The 16933-nt window shown below is 61.1% G+C and carries 15 protein-coding genes; 7 read left to right on the top strand and 8 right to left on the bottom strand.

Translation table 11 applies throughout. The features are described from left to right. Positions 1-197: 197 nt before the first annotated feature. Positions 198-992 (bottom strand): TIGR04255 family protein, encoded by a 795-nt coding sequence (locus JQM68_RS05990; RefSeq protein WP_235222086.1) that lies wholly within the window; start codon positions 990-992, stop codon positions 198-200. 71 nt (positions 993-1063) lie between these two features. Beyond that, complete coding sequence (locus JQM68_RS05985) at positions 1064-1846, bottom strand: cell wall hydrolase (protein WP_235222085.1); 783 nt, start codon at positions 1844-1846, stop codon at positions 1064-1066. 178 nt (positions 1847-2024) lie between these two features. On the opposite strand from JQM68_RS05985, the gene JQM68_RS05980 reads away from it, so the two are divergent. From JQM68_RS05980 to JQM68_RS05970, 3 genes are read left to right on the top strand one after another with little or no spacing between them, the layout of a single operon-like run. Continuing rightward, a complete protein-coding gene (locus tag JQM68_RS05980) occupies positions 2025-2336 on the top strand; it encodes a PadR family transcriptional regulator (protein ID WP_235222084.1) in 312 nt (103 codons plus the stop codon). 3 nt (positions 2337-2339) lie between these two features. Then, positions 2340-3470 (top strand): DUF2812 domain-containing protein, encoded by a 1131-nt coding sequence (locus tag JQM68_RS05975; protein ID WP_235222083.1) that lies wholly within the window; start codon positions 2340-2342, stop codon positions 3468-3470. Between the two features lie 11 nt (positions 3471-3481). Beyond that, complete coding sequence (locus tag JQM68_RS05970) at positions 3482-4606, top strand: DUF2812 domain-containing protein (RefSeq protein WP_235222082.1); 1125 nt, start codon at positions 3482-3484, stop codon at positions 4604-4606. A 163-nt stretch (positions 4607-4769) separates the two neighbouring features. On the opposite strand, the gene JQM68_RS05965 is transcribed toward JQM68_RS05970, so the two are convergent. Together JQM68_RS05965 and JQM68_RS05960 are read right to left on the bottom strand one after the other, a co-directional pair. Further along, positions 4770-5987 (bottom strand): NADP-dependent isocitrate dehydrogenase, encoded by a 1218-nt coding sequence (locus JQM68_RS05965; RefSeq protein WP_235222081.1) that lies wholly within the window; start codon positions 5985-5987, stop codon positions 4770-4772. Between the two features lie 408 nt (positions 5988-6395). Further along, the gene (locus JQM68_RS05960) at positions 6396-8633 is read right to left on the bottom strand and encodes a hydratase (protein WP_235222080.1); all 2238 of its coding nucleotides are present in this window, start codon (positions 8631-8633) and stop codon (positions 6396-6398) included. A 242-nt stretch (positions 8634-8875) separates the two neighbouring features. On the opposite strand from JQM68_RS05960, the gene JQM68_RS05955 reads away from it, so the two are divergent. Continuing rightward, the gene (locus tag JQM68_RS05955; protein WP_235222079.1) at positions 8876-9463 is read left to right on the top strand and encodes a helix-turn-helix domain-containing protein; all 588 of its coding nucleotides are present in this window, start codon (positions 8876-8878) and stop codon (positions 9461-9463) included. A 47-nt stretch (positions 9464-9510) separates the two neighbouring features. Here the strand turns inward: JQM68_RS05955 and JQM68_RS05950 are convergent, their stop codons facing one another. The 4 genes from JQM68_RS05950 to JQM68_RS05935 all read right to left on the bottom strand — a co-directional run bounded on the left by JQM68_RS05950 (position 9511) and on the right by JQM68_RS05935 (position 13462). Continuing rightward, on the bottom strand, positions 9511-9789 hold the full coding sequence (locus JQM68_RS05950) for a helix-turn-helix domain-containing protein (protein ID WP_459558688.1): 279 nt from the start codon (positions 9787-9789) through the stop codon (positions 9511-9513). A 68-nt stretch (positions 9790-9857) separates the two neighbouring features. Next, complete coding sequence (locus tag JQM68_RS05945; RefSeq protein ID WP_235222078.1) at positions 9858-11228, bottom strand: sodium-dependent transporter; 1371 nt, start codon at positions 11226-11228, stop codon at positions 9858-9860. 213 nt (positions 11229-11441) lie between these two features. Beyond that, on the bottom strand, positions 11442-13166 hold the full coding sequence (ade, locus tag JQM68_RS05940; RefSeq protein WP_235222077.1) for an adenine deaminase: 1725 nt from the start codon (positions 13164-13166) through the stop codon (positions 11442-11444). Positions 13167-13297: 131 nt separating this feature from the next. Further along, positions 13298-13462 carry a hypothetical protein gene (locus JQM68_RS05935; protein ID WP_235222076.1) on the bottom strand — a complete coding sequence of 55 codons (165 nt, stop codon included), beginning with the start codon at positions 13460-13462 and terminating at the stop codon, positions 13298-13300. 115 nt (positions 13463-13577) lie between these two features. On the opposite strand from JQM68_RS05935, the gene JQM68_RS05930 reads away from it, so the two are divergent. From JQM68_RS05930 to polA, 3 genes are all read left to right on the top strand, one after another. Continuing rightward, the gene (locus tag JQM68_RS05930; protein ID WP_235222075.1) at positions 13578-13793 is read left to right on the top strand and encodes a helix-turn-helix domain-containing protein; all 216 of its coding nucleotides are present in this window, start codon (positions 13578-13580) and stop codon (positions 13791-13793) included. A 13-nt stretch (positions 13794-13806) separates the two neighbouring features. Beyond that, the gene (locus JQM68_RS05925; protein WP_235222074.1) at positions 13807-14199 is read left to right on the top strand and encodes an ester cyclase; all 393 of its coding nucleotides are present in this window, start codon (positions 13807-13809) and stop codon (positions 14197-14199) included. Between the two features lie 77 nt (positions 14200-14276). Then, complete coding sequence (polA, locus tag JQM68_RS05920; protein ID WP_235222073.1) at positions 14277-16928, top strand: DNA polymerase I; 2652 nt, start codon at positions 14277-14279, stop codon at positions 16926-16928. Positions 16929-16933 lie beyond the last annotated feature (5 nt).

Below are 16933 nucleotides of genomic sequence, written 5' to 3'. Positions count from 1 at the left end.
CGCATTGAATTTTCCCACTCAATAGAATATCGGAAAACATGGATTTTGTACAAGACTTAAAATTCCTAAAATGTAAAACGATTATACGAGCCGATTTCTGCAAATTTTACAAAAAAATCAGCACCTTTTCCAACAGTGGACAAAGGCACTGATTTTTGTTTCCGAGAGAGGTACTACCTTATAAAGCCATATGTGTTTTAAAGCGTGCTCATGGCGTCCCGCGTCCGGTCTGTAACGGCCCCCTCAAAGACCCGGGTGCCGTGGCCGTGGAGGGTCTCCAGCGCGGCGGCGGCCAGGGTGCAAGGGGTCTGGCCGTTCATGGACAGGTCCATGTCGAAGATGAACTTCACCTCCGGGTCCTGCTGGGCGCCGGGGGCGTTGTTCTGGATGCGGCCCGGACCGGCGTGAATTTTGGCCTGGCAGGAGGAGTCCAGCTTCAAAAGCAGGTCGCTGGAGCAGTTCACCACCTGATCCTCCCGGATGTCCGGCTCCCGCAGGGCGCCGGTGTAGGCGGGAGCGAACAGCTCCGCCCAGGGGACGTCCTCCAGCCCCAGCTTCTGGCGGGAAAAGAGGTTGATATAGCGGATGCCCACCCGCTGGAAATAGGCGGGCTTGTACAGCTTGATAAACGCCGCCAGCGGCTTGTCCAGATGGCGGGCAAACTCCTCCCAGCCGGTGTAGCGCAGGGTGGACAGGGCAATGAAATCCTTGGTGAGGTTCAGCTTCCATTTGCCGTCGGCGGAGAGGAAGTGGTAATTCGTCACCGGCGGCTGCTGTTCCACTCGGGGATTTGGGCCGCCCAGCCCGGAGACCTTGGGCGGCGTCGCGTCCTGCCGGCGGGCATACTGGGGGAAATCCTCCCGGATAGCCTCCTGAAAGTCGGCGGGCTCCACGGTGTTGATGGTGAGGATGGTGGGGAAGCGGAGCTGGCAGATGACCTCATGGGCGGGAGAATTGGGGTAATGGCTCCTGGGCCGGTCGGAAAACAGCATAGTCGTATGCTCCTTTGCGTTCTTGATACCCTTATTCTATGCCCCGTGCCCGCAAAAGTCAAATAGATGCCTTACAGATAAAACCGGTGGCAGCCGATGGTTTTGCAATATGTCCGGTTGGCGTTGATCCACAGTCCCTGGGACAAAGCCGGCGCGTAAAAGTACAGCGCGTCTCCGATGACGTTTTCCCCGGCCAGCACCCGCCGGGCGGCCTCCATAGCCTGGGCGGTGGGGGCCTTGTAGACGGTGCCGTTGGAGACCGGCTCGAACTGCACGCCGTCCACCCGGTCGAAGATGACGCCGGGGATGGTGTCGGGGAACTCCCGGCTGGCCACCCGGTTCAGCACCACGTTGCCCACGGCGATCTGGCCCTCCAGACACTCGCCGCCGCTTTCGGCGCTGATGATGCGGCTGAGCCAGTAAAAGTCCGCCGCGTCGTGGGCCGCCCCGGCGGAGGTCACCGCCGCGCCGCCCAGGTACGGGTCCCACTCGGCGCTGCCGCCCAGGGCCTCTGTCACCAGCCGCAGGGGGACGTAGGTCCGGCCGTTTTCCACCGTGACCCGTCCGGCATATTCCCGGCCGCCGATGGTGATGGTGTCCGCCGCCGGGTCCGCCGCCAGCCGTAGGGAGCCGGACACTGCCACGGCCTCCTGTTCCGCGCTGTCCCAGGAGACCGTCCAGCCGCCAAGAGCGTCCAGCAGATACCGCAGGGGGACATATGTAACGCCCTGTTCCACGTAGGAGCCGCTTTTCAGCACCGTGCCATCCGCCTGAACGGGCACGGCCCTGGCCGCCTGGACGGGGAGGGAGAGGGACGCGGCGGCCAGCAGGCCGCACAGAACTTGTCGCTTCATTGCGTTTTTTCCTTTCTGTGGTTTTTTCCGCAATCCATGGTACAGGAATCTCCCTGCTGGAAGCAACCCTCAAAACCTGGTATCCATCCCAGGATCCTCCAATGCTGTTGACAATATCGTAAAACGATATTACAATCAAAACATAGAATATCGTGTTTCGATATTGGAGGAGACGCCCATGGCGAAGGAACCCCTGAAAGTTCTGACGGAGAGCATGTTTTACGTCCTGCTGAGCCTGCTGCGGCAGGAGCGGTGCGGCACGGAGATCGTGCGGTTTGTGGATGACACCACGGCGGGCCGGGTGCCCCTGGGCCCGGGAACGCTGTACACCATTTTGGCGAAGTTCCAGGAGGAGGGGCTCATCCGGGAGACGGCGGTGGAGGGCCGCAAGCGGACCTATGCCATCACAGACCGGGGACGGGCCCTGTATCGCCAGGAGCTGAGCCGCCTGAAGCTCTGCGTCGCCGACGGCGACAGGGAGGGAGGATGACCGATGAAGTGGAACCGCTGGCGGGACGTCCCGCCCTGCAGTACGTACGACATTCCCGGCATGGAGGAGTGGCTGTCCCGGCAGGCCGCCCGGGGCCGGGAGCTGACAGACTGGTGCAATTTCCGTAACGCGCCGTCCCGGGACTGCCGGTTCGCGCTGGAACCGGCGGAGAAGGGGCAGTACAAGCCCACGGAAGAGCAGAGGGAGGCCTACGGCGAGGCGGGCTGGGAGTTCGTCTGTTCCAGCAGCCTGTTTCTGGTGTGGCGGTCCACCCGGCCTGACGCCATGCCCCTCCGCACGGACCCCACCGCCGACAGCTGGGCCTACGGACGGCTGTGGGAGCGGGTCAGGAACAGTACCCTGTGGGCAATCCTGGCGCTGCTGGGCGTCCTCATCTTTTGGATCCGACAGGGAGGAAACTGCTTCTTCCTGAGCACCATCCGGGCGGGAGGTACGTGGAAATTTCTGCTCTTTCTGGCGGTGGAAGCGGTGACGGCCGCGCACCTGCTGCTGGACCTGCGCTGCTTCCGCCAGCTGCTGGACAGCCTGCGCTGCGGCTTTCCCATGCCCCGCCGGCGTATCCGGCCCCGCCGCAGGGCCCTGCTGCTGTGCGTTCCCCTTGCCCTGGTCCTGCTGAACCTGGTCAGTCTGGCAAAGATTGTGACAGGCAGCGCCGGCGTGCCGCTGTCAGAGGACCCGGTGCCCTACATCGAGGCGGAGACCCTGGGCGGTCGGGGCGGCAATGTGACGGTGGAACGGCGGGAGGACTTGCTGGGGGAGAGTGTTACGGTCTGCCAGGGTGAGCCGGACGTGGTGTGGAAGCGGGACCCCCAGCCCAGCAACCTCCCCGGCACGGACATCCTGCGGATCGTCTGCGACACCCAGCAGGAGACGGTCACTCTCCGGCTCCCGGCTCTGGCGGGGCCGCTGCTGCGGGAGTTCACTGTCCGCATCGAGGAGGAAGCGGGGGAGCCGCCTCAGCCCATAGGGGAGAATACCTATTACCTGCTGGATGAAAACGGGATTCAGCATTTGACCTTCCGAAAAGACGGGCAGGTGTTCTGCATTCGCACCAATGCCCCGGCGGACCTGCGGGCTCACCTGAATGACTTCACCGCCCTTTTGACGGACTGAGGGGGAGGACTATGAGAAAGAAAAAATACAGTTTAAAGCCCGCCGGGGACTGGGAGACCGGCGCCCTGGAGGCATGGCTGGAGCAGGAGGCCGCCAAGGGCTGGCGGCTGACGGCTTGGGTGAGCTGGTTTGCCGTTCTGGAACGGGCGGAGCCTGCCCCATGCCGCGTCCGCATCCAGCCCCGGGAGCCGGAGGCCAGGGAGAACTGGGAGGCCCGCCTGGAGGTTTACCGGGACCTGGGCTGGACCTACGCCGCCCAAATGGGAGACTACGAGGCGTACTACTGTGACGACCCCGCCGCGGCGGAGCTGGAATCCGACCCCGTAGCCCAGAAATGGGCCTGGGACAAGAGTTTGAAAAGCGCCTTGCGGCAGGGCTGGCTGGAGCTTTTCCTGTTCGCGGCGCTGGCGGTGCTTATTCTGTACTTGTGGCTGTCGGCAGGGAACAAGGTGGAGTGGTTCCTGAAAATGGGGCCGGAGCTGGTGCTGGTAGGTCTTCTCTGCGCCGTGGGGGTATTCGGCGGCGTTCGGAAGCTCCTGGGCGTTTGGCGGACCCGGGACCTGCTGGACGCGGGCGTCGCCCCGCCCCACACGGGCAACTGGCGGAACAGCCGCCGCCTGATGGCAGTGACATCCTTCCTGCTGCTGCTTTTCTGGACCGTGCATCTGGTGGGCTTGGGAATGACGGGCAATGCCGCTTACAGGTCACTGGACAATCCGGAATTGCCCTATGTGGCTGCGGAGGTTCTGGACCCCGCGCTGACGTCCTCCATCCGGGAGGATTCCAGCTTTGGCACCCTGGAGCGGGCTCCCCTGGCCCCCGCGCGTTATAGCGTCAGAGAGTTCTTCCCCGAACAGAAACAAGTAACGACCACTTACGACCGCCTCATCTTCTCCGCCCTGGCGGGTCCGCTGTACCGGGAAAAGCTGGAGAAATATCGGGAACAGTGGCCGGACGCGGCATTGACGGTGCCGGACCGGGCGGGCTTCGACCAGGCCGTCCTGCTGGAGAGCGGCGAAGTCTCCGTTCTGCTGGCCCGCCGGGGAAAAGCAGTGCTGACCGTCTGGACCAACACAGGCGCCGACCTCTCCGCCCACCTGGATGACTATGCCGACCTTCTGACGGATTTCTGCTGAAAAGGAGCGCCGTCGTGAAACGGAACGAGGACCTGGTCAGGAATGCTGATTACAAAGAGGTCCGCCCTGCGTCCGCCTATGATGCGGCCGCCGCCGACCTGTCAGCCTTGTGAACACAAAAATACCCGCGTGCTGAATAGCACGCGGGTATTTTATCGGTTATTTATGCCAATTTACTGTGCAATCTATCCGCAATGGCATCCAGGAATGTCTCGCTGTCTACGCCGGTGGCCCGGAATCCGGGCTCCACCAGACCCAGCAGATCTTTCGTCATCACGCCGTCCATCAGCGTCTCCAGAGAGGCGTCCTCCATGGCCTGGCCGAATTTCACCAGGTCTTCCAGACCGTCCAGCTCACCCCGGCGCTTGAGGGCGCCGCTCCAGGCGAAGATGGTGGCGATGGGGTTGGTGGAGGTCTTTTCCCCCTTCAAATAGCGGTAATAGTGGCGGGTGACGGTGCCGTGGCTGGCCTCGAACTCCATGGTGCCGTCGGGGGACACCAGCACGGAGGTCATCATGGCGAGGCTGCCGAAGGCGGTGGCCACCATGTCGCTCATCACATCGCCGTCGTAGTTTTTCAGCGCCCAGATAAAGCCGCCCTTGGAGCGGATGACACGGGCTACCGCGTCATCAATGAGGGTGTAGAAATAGGTCAGGCCCAGCTTTTCGAACTCTGCCTTGTAGGTGGACTCGTACTCCTCCTCAAAAATGCGCTTGAACGCGCCGTCATAACCCTTGGCAATGGTATCCTTGGTGGAGAACCACAGGTCCTGGCGCTGGTTGATGGCGTACTGGAAGCAGGAGCGGGCAAAGGCCCGGATGCTGCCCTCCTTGTTGTGCTGGGCCTGCCAGACGGCGGGGCCGTCCACGGTCTGGACGGTCAGCGTCTTTTCCGCGCCGCTCTCGCCCTTGAAGGTCAGGGTCGCGGTGCCCGGCTCGTCAGTCTCCAGATCCACAGCCTTGTACATATCGCCGTAGGCGTGGCGGGCGATGGTGATGGGAGCCTCCCAGTTCTTCACCACAGGCTTGATGCAGGGCAGTACGATGGGGGCGCGAAACGCGGTGCCGTCCAGAATGGCCCGGATGGTGCCGTTGGGGGACTTCCACATCTCGGTGAGCTGGGGATATTCCTCCATCCGCTGCCGGTTAGGTGTAATGGTTGCACACTTTACAGCTACGCCCAGCCGCTTCGTGGCATAGGCGGCGTCGATGGTCACCTGGTCTTTTGTCTCGTTGCGGTGGAGCAGGCCCAGATCGTAGTATTCGGTTTTCAAATCCACAAAGGGGAGAATGAGTTTTTCCTTGATCATGGCCCACAGTACGCGGGTCATCTCGTCACCGTCCATCTCCACCAGGGGCGTAGTCATTTTGATTTTTTCCATAATAGAGTAACCTCCGGAATTTCAATTATTTTCGCCGCGGCACCCTCCAGAGGGGCCTCTCTTGCCCCTTTGGGGCAATTCACCTTCTGTACGTGGCGAAAATACATTGACTCAGCCGCCTTTACCCGCAAGGGGTATGCGATATCCGTAAGGCGCTGAAGCGCCAACGGCTATCCAAGGGCGGCGGTCACCAGTGACCAATGTCACTGGTGGAAACAGCCGAAGCGCCGCTAGCGGCGGATAAAGCGAGGCTGTTTCGAGGAAGCGGCACGATTGGCGGCCCCAAAGGGACCGGGAATCGTAATGCCGCGACGGTGTTGGGGAATCTACTGCGCAGCCGTTAGCAGCTTTGCTGCTTTACGGATGCGGCGTCCCCCTTGCGGGGAAAGGGGGGACGAAGTCCCCTCTTTAGGAACGCTTGGCGTAGAAATTCATCAGACACCCATCCAGGATGATCTGTTTTTCGTCCTCCGTCAGGCCCTTGACATGGAGCAGAATATCCTCCACACCGCCATCGGCCTTGATGACCTTGGCGGGGATGTCCTCCACGCCGTTCTCAATGGCCTTGCGGATACCCGGAACGAACACACAGTCGCCGGGCTCATATGTAAAGGCGATTTCCTTGTCGATGGTAAAGGGCAGGATGCCCCAGTTGATGCAGTTGGAGCGGTAGCGCTTGGTGGCGAATTCGTAGCAGATGTTGGCGAAGCCGCCCAAAACCTTCTGGCAGGAGGCTGCCTGCTCTCTTGCGGAGCCGTCGCCGGGCTTGTTTGCGAACACGCAGGAGCCGAACTGGGTGGAATCCATCAGCGCGTCAGCGTTACCGACTTTCTCCAAAACGGATTTAAGCTGTAAAGGCTTTTCGCCTGCCAGACGTGCCGCTTCCAGTTCCCCCACGGCCTTGGCCCGGCCCACATAGGCGGGCTCCCGGCGGGAAAGGGTGAACTCCGCCAGCCGCAGGGGATTGGAGCGGTAGGAGGAGGTCTCGCCGGAGGGGATCAGCTCGTCGGTGGTGGTCACGGGGTCGTGGAGCACCGCCGCCAGCTCCACCAGCAGGTTCTCCGCCAGAGGATTCATTTTGGGCCAGTCGGTGATGTTGGGGCCCATCCGCAGCTCCACGGTGGGGTCCGCCTTGCCGAAGCCGTAGTAGACCCGCTTGTCGTAGACGCTCTTGTCGAAGTGGTATTCCCGGTGAACGGGGGTGTAGTCGATGTCCGTGGCGGCGGTGATCTTGCCGCCGTTTGCGGCAGTGGCGGCGATGGACCGGGCATCCATCAGGCACACGCCGGCAAACTGGCCCTCGGCGGGCTTGGAGCCCTCCCGGTTGGGGAAGTTCCGGGTGGTGTGCCGCAGGGAGAGGCCGTTGTTGGAGGGCACGTCGCCCGCGCCGAAGCAGGGGCCGCAGAAGCTGGGCTTGATGACGGCACCGCTTTGCAGCAATTCGGCGGTGGCGCCGGTCTTCATCAGCTCCAGGCTGACGGGCACGCTGGTGGGGTACACGTCCAGGGTAAAGTAGCCGCTGCCGCAGCTGCTGCCCCGCAGGATGTCCGCCGCCTCCTGGATGTTGTCGAACAGGCCGCCGGCGCAGCCCGCGATGACGCCCTGGTCGGCCCAGACGCCGCCGTCGTGGACCTTGTCGGTCAGCTTGACGTGAGCCTTGGGATACCGGGCCTGGGCGTCGGCCTCCACCTTCGCCAGAATTTCCCCGGCGTTCTCCTGGAACTCGTGAATGGTCCAGGCGTTGGAGGGGTGGAAGGGCAGGGCAATCATGGATTCGGCCTTGGCAAGGTCGAGCTCAATGTACTTGTCGTACCAGGCGTACTCGCCGGGATGCAGCTCCTTGAAATCCTCCGGCCGCTGGTGGGCCTCGTAGAAGCCTTTCGTTACCTCATCGGTCTCCCAGATGGAGGAGAGGCAGGTGGTCTCCGTCGTCATCACGTCGATGCCGTTGCGGAAATCAATGGGCAGGCCCGCGATGCCGGGGCCGGCAAATTCCAGCACGCAGTTGTTGACAAAGCCGCTGGCGAACACTGCCTTCACCAGGGCGATGGCGATGTCGTGGGGACCGATACCCCGAGGCGGCGTATTTTTCAGATATATCAGCACCGTTTTGGGATATTGAATGTCCCAGGTGTTTTTCAAGAGCTGCTTGGCAAGCTCCGGGCCGCCCTCTCCCACTGCCATAGTGCCCAGGGCACCGTACCGGGTGTGGGAGTCGGAGCCCAAAATCATGGCGCCGCACTTCGCCATCTGCTCCCGGGCGTAGGAGTGGATGACGCTCTGGTTGGCGGGAACGTAGATGCCGCCGTACTTCTTGGCGGCGGACAGGCCGAACACGTGGTCGTCCTCGTTGATGGTGCCGCCCACGGCGCACAGGCTGTTGTGGCAGTTGGTCAGGGCATAGGGAATGGGGAACTCCTTCATGCCGGAGGCCCTGGCCTGCTGGATGATGCCCACGTAGGTGATGTCGTGGGACAGCATGGCGTCAAACTTGATTTTCAGATTTTCAGGGTCGCCGCCGGTATTGTGAGCCTGCAGGATATTCCAGGCCATGGTGTGCCGGCGGCCCTCCGCCGGGGAGATGGGAGCGTCCGCGCAGGGAACGCCGTTTGCGAAAAATACGCCGTGGTCGTGTAACGTGATCATGGAGAAGACCTCCCGTCCAGAATCTTGCCCCTTAATATACCATATTGTAAAACGATTGCAAAGATATTTTGCAGGAAAAAGCAGATCGACTTGCAGATTCGGCGGACTGAACAAGAAAAAGGCGGGAAAAACGCAGGATTTTTCCGTCGTGATGCCATATTGACAGAGGAATTCGTTTTGTCAACGGAGCGTTGCTTGCAAAGTTACGTGGATTCGGGTATTCTGTGGGCGAGGTGAGCAATATGGAAGGACGAGAGATGGGCGTTCTGCTGCGGCATCTGCGGCAGGAGGCGAACATGACCCAGCGGGAGCTGGCGGAGACGCTGCATGTCAGCGCCCAGGCGGTCAGCAAATGGGAGACCGGCGCGGGCTGCCCGGACGTGAGCCTGCTGGCGGCGCTGGCGGAGCGGTTCGGCGTCAGTGTGGAGCGGCTTTTGGCCGGTGATTTGGGACTCAATGAGTTGGATGGAGGCAATATGAGGAGACTGAAATTTTATGTATGCCCGGACTGCGGTAATATTCTGACCGCCACCGGCGGCGGGGAGCTGCACTGCTGCGGCCGGAAGCTGGAGCCTTTGGCGGCCCGGCCTGTGGACGAAGAACACGCTGTCACGGTCCAGGAGGTGGAGGAGGACTGGTACATCACCTTCTCCCATCCCATGGAAAAGGGCCATTTTATCCGCTTTGCCGCTTATGTAGCCACAGAGCGGGTGCTGCTGGTGCGGCTGTACCCGGAGCAGGGCGGCGAGTTCCGCATCCCCCAGCTGCGGGGCGGCGGGAAACTGTACCTCTGCTGCAGCCGGGATGGGCTGTTTGAAGTGAAAATATGAGAAAACGCCCCTCCAGACACTGAACGGCCGCGGAAGCGGCCGTTTTTTCATACCGGGAGACGGAGGGCACGGAGAGCGGCAAGGTACAGTGCGACCAGAGCGAAGCCCAGGAGCAGACCGCCCAGCAGTTCCTCGCCGGAGAGCAGGCTGTCGATGGAGACGCCGAATACCTGGGAGATGGCTTTCAGAGAGTCGATGCCGGGAATGCCCCGGCCGGATTCCCATTTGCTGACGGCGGTGCGGGAGACATAGAGCCGCCGGGACAGCTCCTCCTGGGTGCAGCCTCGCTGACGGCGCAGAGCCTGTAATTTTTCGTGTAGTTCCATACGCGCCTCCTTTGAGGAGGGTATAGCGCAAAAACCGGCCTGCCGCATGTGCGGCAGACCGGTTTGTTTTAAATCAACCCCTGAATGAGAATGACCAGGATCAGAATGGGGAGAACGACGGAGAAATAGAACTTCATGGCAGTCCTGGCCGGGCCTTTTTCCGGGAGCTTCAGGCCGGAGCCGGTGTTGGCCTCCGCCAGATACTTGTCGAAGCCCCAGCCCCATTTGGTGACGCAGAACAGCAGGTACACCAGGGAGCCGATGGGCAGCAGCAGGTTGCTGACGATGAAGTCCTCGCTGTCCAGCACGTCCTTGCCCAGGAGGGGGTGGAAGCCGCTCCACAGGTTGTAGCCCAAAACACAGGGCATACTGGCAATAAGGATGAACACGCAGTTGATCAGGACCGCTTTTTTCCGGGACCAGCCGAAGTTGTCGATGCAGGAGGAGAGCAGATTCTCGAACACGGCGATGACCGTGGAGAAGCTGGCGAAGGTCATGAACAGGAAGAACAGCGCGCCCCACAGGCGGCCACCGGCCATGTTTACGAACACCTTGGGCAGGGTCATGAAAATCAGGGCGGGGCCGGCGTTAGGCTCCACGCCGAAGGAGAAACAGGCGGGGAAGATGATGAGGCCGCTCATCAGAGCCACAAAGGTGTCCAGGCAGCAGATGCGGACGGATTCGCCGGTGAGAGTGTGATCCTTGCTCATGTAGCTGCCGAAGATCTCCATGGCGGCGATGCCGAGGCTCAGGGTGAAGAACGCCTGGTTCATGGCGGCGGTGATGACGGAGCCAAGGCCTGCTTCCATGGCCCGGCCGAAATCAGGCAGCAGATAGAACTTTACGCCCTCGGCGGCGCCGGGCAGCAGCAGGCTGTGGACCGCCAGCACCAAAATCAGGCACAGCAGGCCCAGCATCATCACTTTTGTGATGCGCTCCAGGCCCTTCTGCAGGCCAAAGGAGCAGACCAGGAAGCCCGCCAGCACCGTCAGGACCATCCAGACGGTCATCTCCGTGGGGCTGGACAGCATGGCACCGAACACGCCGTCAATGGCGCCGGCCTCCAGGCCGGTAAAGGTGCCGCCGGCGAACTTGAAGAAGTAGCCCAGCATCCAGCCGGAGACGGTGGTGTAGTACATCATCAGCAGGTAGCAGCCGATCACGCAGAACCAGCCGTGGATGTGCCACTTGCTGCCCTTCGGCTCCAGGGCCTTGTAGCCCAGCACGGCGCTCTTGCGGCTGGCGCGGCCCACGGCCAGCTCCATAGACAAAATGGGCACGCCCATCAAAGCCAGGGACAGCAGGTAGAACAGCACGAACACACCGCCGCCGTTAGCGCCGGTGACATAGGGGAATTTCCAGACATTTCCGATACCGATGGCGCAGCCCGCGCTGACCAGCAGGAAGCCCAGACGGGACTGGAAGCTTTCTCGATTCATAGGGGTCTCCTCACTCCTTTTTAAACAGTCCCAAAGGGACGATTTTTATGGTAAAGGACTACTATTGGAAAGTCAATGGGTTTCCGCGGGAAAACTTCCGGCGTATCCACTAAAATACGATATTAAAATAAGAAAAAGTTATGATAGAGGAGAGGGAGGGCTTTCCGTGTCGGGAAAAAGGAGCGGCCCCCGATGGGGACCGCTCCTTCATGCTTATACGTAGCTCTGGCTGCCCACGTCGAACACGCCGCGGGTGGTGATGCGCAGGGAGGGGATGACCGGCAGGGCCATGAAGCTCAGGGTCATGAAGGGGTCGATGCCCCGGCTGACGCCCAGGGCATAGGCCTTTTCCTTGGCGTCTTCCAGCTTTTCGTTGACGGTCACCAGCGGCTCGTCGCTCATGATGCCCGCAATGGCCAGGGGGACCTCCGCTGCGGGGGCGCCGCCGTCCCAGACCACGATGCCGCCGTTCAGCTCCACCACCCGGTTGACAGCGGCGGCCATGTCCGCCTCGTTGGTGCCCACCACGATGATGTTGTGGGAGTCGTGGGAGATGGAGGTCGCCACAGCGCCGGACTTCAGGCCGTAGCCCTGGAGGAAGCCGATGCCGATGTGGTGGGTGTTCTTGTGGCGCTCCACCACGGCGATCTTCAGCACATCGTACTCCACGTCGATGCGGTCGGAGTACCCGGCGTCGGTGGTGGTGATCTCGCCGTTCACCATGCCGATGATACCCCGGGGGCGGTGCTCCGTGAAGTCCTCCGCCGTCAGGGTGCCCACATGGAAGGTGCTGTGGGCCCGGTCCACCAGGTATTGCTCGATCTCCGGGACGGGGAAGTCCTTCACCACGCCGTTTTCCACCAGCAGCTCACCTTTTTTGTAGACCTTTTCGATATTGAAGTCCTGGAAGTTGTCGATGACCACGAAGTCGCCCAGATAGCCGGGGGCGATGGCGCCCCGGTTGTTCAGCAGGAAATACCGGGCGGCGTTGTGGCAGGCCACCTTCACGGCGGTGATGGGGTCCACGCCCAGGCCGATGGCCTTTTTCACGATATAGTCGATGTGGCCCTTTTCCAGCAGGTCGTTGGGGTGCTTGTCGTCGGTGCAGAACATGCACCGCTCGCTGTATTTGTCACACAGCAGAGGCACCAGCGCTTCCAGGTTCCGGGCGGCGGTGCCCTCCCGGATCATAATGAACTGGCCCCGCTCCAGCTTGGCGATGGCGTCGTTCAGGTCGTGACACTCATGGTCGGAATACACGCCGGCGGCGATGTAGGCGTTCAGATCGTTGCCCACCAGGTCCGGGGCGTGGCCGTCGATCTTTTTGTGGTGGGCCTGGGCCGCCACGATCTTCTCCACGCACTGGTCGTCCCCGGCGATGGTGCCCACGAAGTTCATCATCTCCGCAAGGCCCTGGACACGGGGGTGGTCATAGAAGCTGTCGATGGCCCGGTAGTCCAGCACCGCGCCGGACTCATCCAGCGGCGTAGCCGGGACGCAGGAGGGGAGCATGAACCGCACATCCACCGGCAGGTCCTCCGTGGCCTGGAGCATGTACTCGATGCCGTCGGTGCCCATGACGTTAGCGATCTCGTGGGGGTCGGTGATGACCGTGGTGGTGCCGTGGGGCAACACCGCTTTCACGAACTCCCGGGGACTGACCAGAGAGCTTTCCAGGTGGATGTGGGCGTCCAGAAAGCCGGGGAGGACGATCTTGCCCGTCATATCGGCCTCCACCTTGCCGGAGTAAGTGCCCATGCCCACGATGAGGCCCTCTGCCACGGCGATGTCCGCGTGGCACAGTTCGTTGGAGAACACGTTGACGTAGGCGGCGTTTTTCAGCACCAGATCCGCCGGTTCCCGGCCCGCCGCCGCGTTGATGATGCGGCGCTTCTTCAGCAGCTTCCGGTTGATCTTGCCAGCGTAGCTTTCAGACATAGAACCACTCCTTCTGATCATTTTTTAGGTATTAAATTTGATTATGATAGACATAAAAGATAATAATGCCTTTGTTAGAGTGAGTATACGCTAAAACCGGCGGTTTGTCTACTGAAAAAACGGGAAAATTTTTATTGATAGCGGTAACGCTGGCGGGTGTATTCATCCACACAGTGAAAAAAGAGCGTCTGGTCGTGAAATTCCAGCAGCTCAAAGCCCTCTACCGGGTGGAAGGATACGATATGCTGGGCCGTATCCACCCATATGCGCCAGATCGGGGAATTTTGATCGTTCATGGCAGCCTCCTTTTTCGACTTTTTCTTCATTCTATGCGATTACCGCATAAAAATCAATATGCGATTTTTGCATATCATACAATGAAAAGGAAATCAGACGGGGAGGGAAACGCCTATGTATCAGCGGCTTCGGAACCTGCGGGAGGACCGGGATTTGAACCAGACGGAAGTGGCGGCGGTGCTGCACGTCTCCCAGACCACCTATTCCCGGTATGAGAGCGGCACCCTGGACATCCCCAGCGCGTCCCTCATTGCCCTGGCCCGGTTTTACGGTACCAGCGTGGACTATCTGCTGGGACTGACAGACGAGTTTGCACCGTACCGCAGATAAAGGAGGGGGCAGCATGGATGACAAGGAACTGGTGAGCCGCTTTTTCACGGAGGGCTATGAACATCAAAACTTTGATTTTATCCTGGAATGCCTGGCGGAAGATTACCTGGACCACAGCCCGGCGGGGGCCAGAAGCAACCGGGACGCGGTTGGCATTTTGAAGTCTGTTTCCGGGACGTTTGGGGATATGCACGTCACCATGGAGGATATTTTTTCGGAAAACGGGATGGTGGGGACGAGGGTCCGTTACGAGGCCGTCCACATCGGAGAATGGATGGGAATTGCCGCCACGGGCCGGCGGATTTCCTTTGAAGCCCTTGAGAATTTCAAAGTGGCTGACGGGAAAATTGTGGAATCCTGGGGGTATTGGCCCGACAAAGAAATCGAACGTTTGCTGAAAGAGTAATATCCCATCCATTGCGAAAACGCGGCGGATGGGGTATACTATCTTAATTATGAAATGATTTCCGGGAGGACGTACCCATGAAACTCATGGTCATCGACGGCAATTCCATCATCAACCGGGCCTACTATGGCATTCGGCCCCTCTCTACCCGGGATGGGCTGTACACCCATGCCATCTTCGGTTTCCTGACGACCCTTTTGCGGCTGGAGGGGGAGGAGACGCCGGACGCGGTGTGCGTCACCTTTGACGTCCATGCGCCCACCTTCCGCCACACCGCCGACGCGGACTACAAGGCCACCCGGAAGCCCATGCCGGAGGAGCTGCGGATGCAGGTGCCGGTGCTGAAAGAGGTGCTGGACGCCCTGAACATCCCCCGGTACGAGATGGAGGGCTGGGAGGCCGACGACCTCATCGGCACCATCTCCCGCAAGTGCGAGGCCGCCGGATGGGAGTGCGTGGTGGTCACGGGAGACAAGGACAGCCTGCAGCTCATCACGGACCGCACCAAGGTGAAGCTGGTGTCTACCCGTATGGGCCAGACCACCACCAAGGACATGACGCCGGATACCTTCCGGGAGCAGTATGGCTTCGAGCCCATCCACATGATCGACCTGAAGGCCCTGATGGGGGACTCCTCCGACAATATCCCCGGCGTGCCGGGCATCGGGGAAAAGACCGCCATGGACCTCATTCAAAAATATGAGAGCATCGACACGCTGTATGGAAAGCTGCCGGACATTGAGGCCAAGCCCGCCGCCATCCGCAAGCTGACGGAGGGGGAGGAGAGCGCGCGGCACTCCTATTGGCTGGCCACCATCGTCACCGATGCACCCCTGGAGTTCAAGCCGGAGGACAATCTGGTGAAAGAGCCGGGCGGGGCGGCGTACCCGCTGTTTTTGCGGCTGGAATTTACGAAGCTCATCGAAAAATTCGGCCTGAAGCCGGAAGAGACGGCGGCGGAGCCGAAAAAGGCCGATTTCACGGTCACGGTGGAGCAGGTGACGGACCAGGCGAAAGCGGACGAGCTGCTGGCCGCCTGGCGCGGGGCGGACCATGTGTCCCTGCTGGCCCTGCCGGACCTGACGGGCATCACAGTGGTGTGCCAGACCGGAGCGGATACCGCTGTGACGGCGGAACTATTCTTTGAGAAATTCTCCGGGGACTGGAACGGGCTTTTGCGCTCGCTTTTTGCCGGGGACATCAAAAAGGTGTCCCACAACGTGAAGGACCTGATGCGGACGTTGCTGGAAAACGGCCTGCCCGCCGAGGGGTTCATCTTCGATACTGCCCTGGCGGCCTATCTGCTGGACGCCACGGCGGGAAGCTACGATTTGGCGCGGCTGTTCGTGGCTTATTTTAACGAGGAATTGCCCAAGCCCTTGTATCTGGAAAAGGAGGCGTTCTCCCTGCTGGGGGACACCGCCCAGGCGGAAGCGTCCTTTGACAGCTACGCCGCGGCAGTGGATGCGCTGTATGACGCGCTGGCTCCCAGGCTGAAAGAACTGGATATGTGGGAGCTGTTTGAGACCGCTGAGCTGCCGCTGTGCCACGTGCTGGCGGAGATGGAGCTGGCGGGCTGCCGGGTGGACGCCCGGGCCCTGGCGGAGTTCGGCGAGATGCTGTCCCGCCGGGCGGCGGAGCTGGAGCAGGAAATTTACGATATGGCGGGAGAGTGCTTCAACATCAACTCCCCTAAGCAGTTGGGCGAAATCCTCTTTGGAAAGCTGGGCCTGCCCCACGGGAAAAAGACCAAGACCGGCTGGTCCACCAACGCGGATGTACTGGAAAAGCTGCGGTATGAGGCACCCATCGTGGGGGCGGTGCTGGAATACCGCCAGCTTACCAAGCTGAAATCCACCTACGCCGACGGTTTGTTAAAGGCGCTGGACCCGGACGGGCGGGTGCGGACCAACTTCCAGATGACCGTCACCGCCACCGGGCGGCTTTCCTCCACGGAGCCGAATCTGCAGAATATCCCCACCCGTACGGACCTTGGCAGCGAGATTCGCCGCATGTTCGTGCCCGCCGACGGCTGCGTGCTGGTGGACGCGGACTACTCCCAGATCGAGCTGCGGCTGCTGGCCCACATGGCCGGGGATGAGGGAATGCGGGAATCGTTCCGCGCCGGCGGCGATTTCCACGCTGAGACGGCGGCCAAGGTGTTCCATGTGGACCGGGCGGCGGTGACACCGGAGATGCGCCGCAGCGCCAAGGCGGTGAACTTCGGCATCGTGTACGGCATCTCCGCCTTTTCCCTCAGTCAGGACATCGGCGTGTCCGTTGCGGAGGCCAAGGCATATATGGAGGCGTATTTTGCCACCTTCCCCGGCGTGCGGAAGTATATGGACGAAGTGGTGGAAAAGGCCAGGGAAATGGGCTATGTGGAGACTCTGCTCCACCGCAGGCGTGACCTGCCGGAGCTGAAATCCTCCAATTTCAACCTGCGGTCCTTCGGCGAGCGGGTGGCGCTGAATATGCCCGTTCAGGGCACGGCGGCGGACGTGATGAAGCTGGCCATGGTTGCCGTCCACAAGCGGCTGAAAGCGGAGAATTTACAGGCCCGGCTGGTGCTCCAGGTCCACGATGAGCTCATCGTGGAGTGCCCGGAGGAAGAGGCAGAGACGGTGGCGAAGCTGCTGGAAGAGGAGATGGAGCACGTGGTGTCCCTGTCCGTCCCCCTGACCGCCGAGGCCCACTGGGGCAAAAACTGGCTGGAGGCCAAGGGCTGATACAC

The sequence above is a fragment of the Oscillibacter valericigenes genome (assembly GCF_021531435.1).
Classification (GTDB): domain Bacteria; phylum Bacillota; class Clostridia; order Oscillospirales; family Oscillospiraceae; genus Oscillibacter; species Oscillibacter valericigenes_B.
Note: the sequence above shows the minus strand (reverse complement) of the source record. Positions and strands in the feature narration are given on the sequence as shown.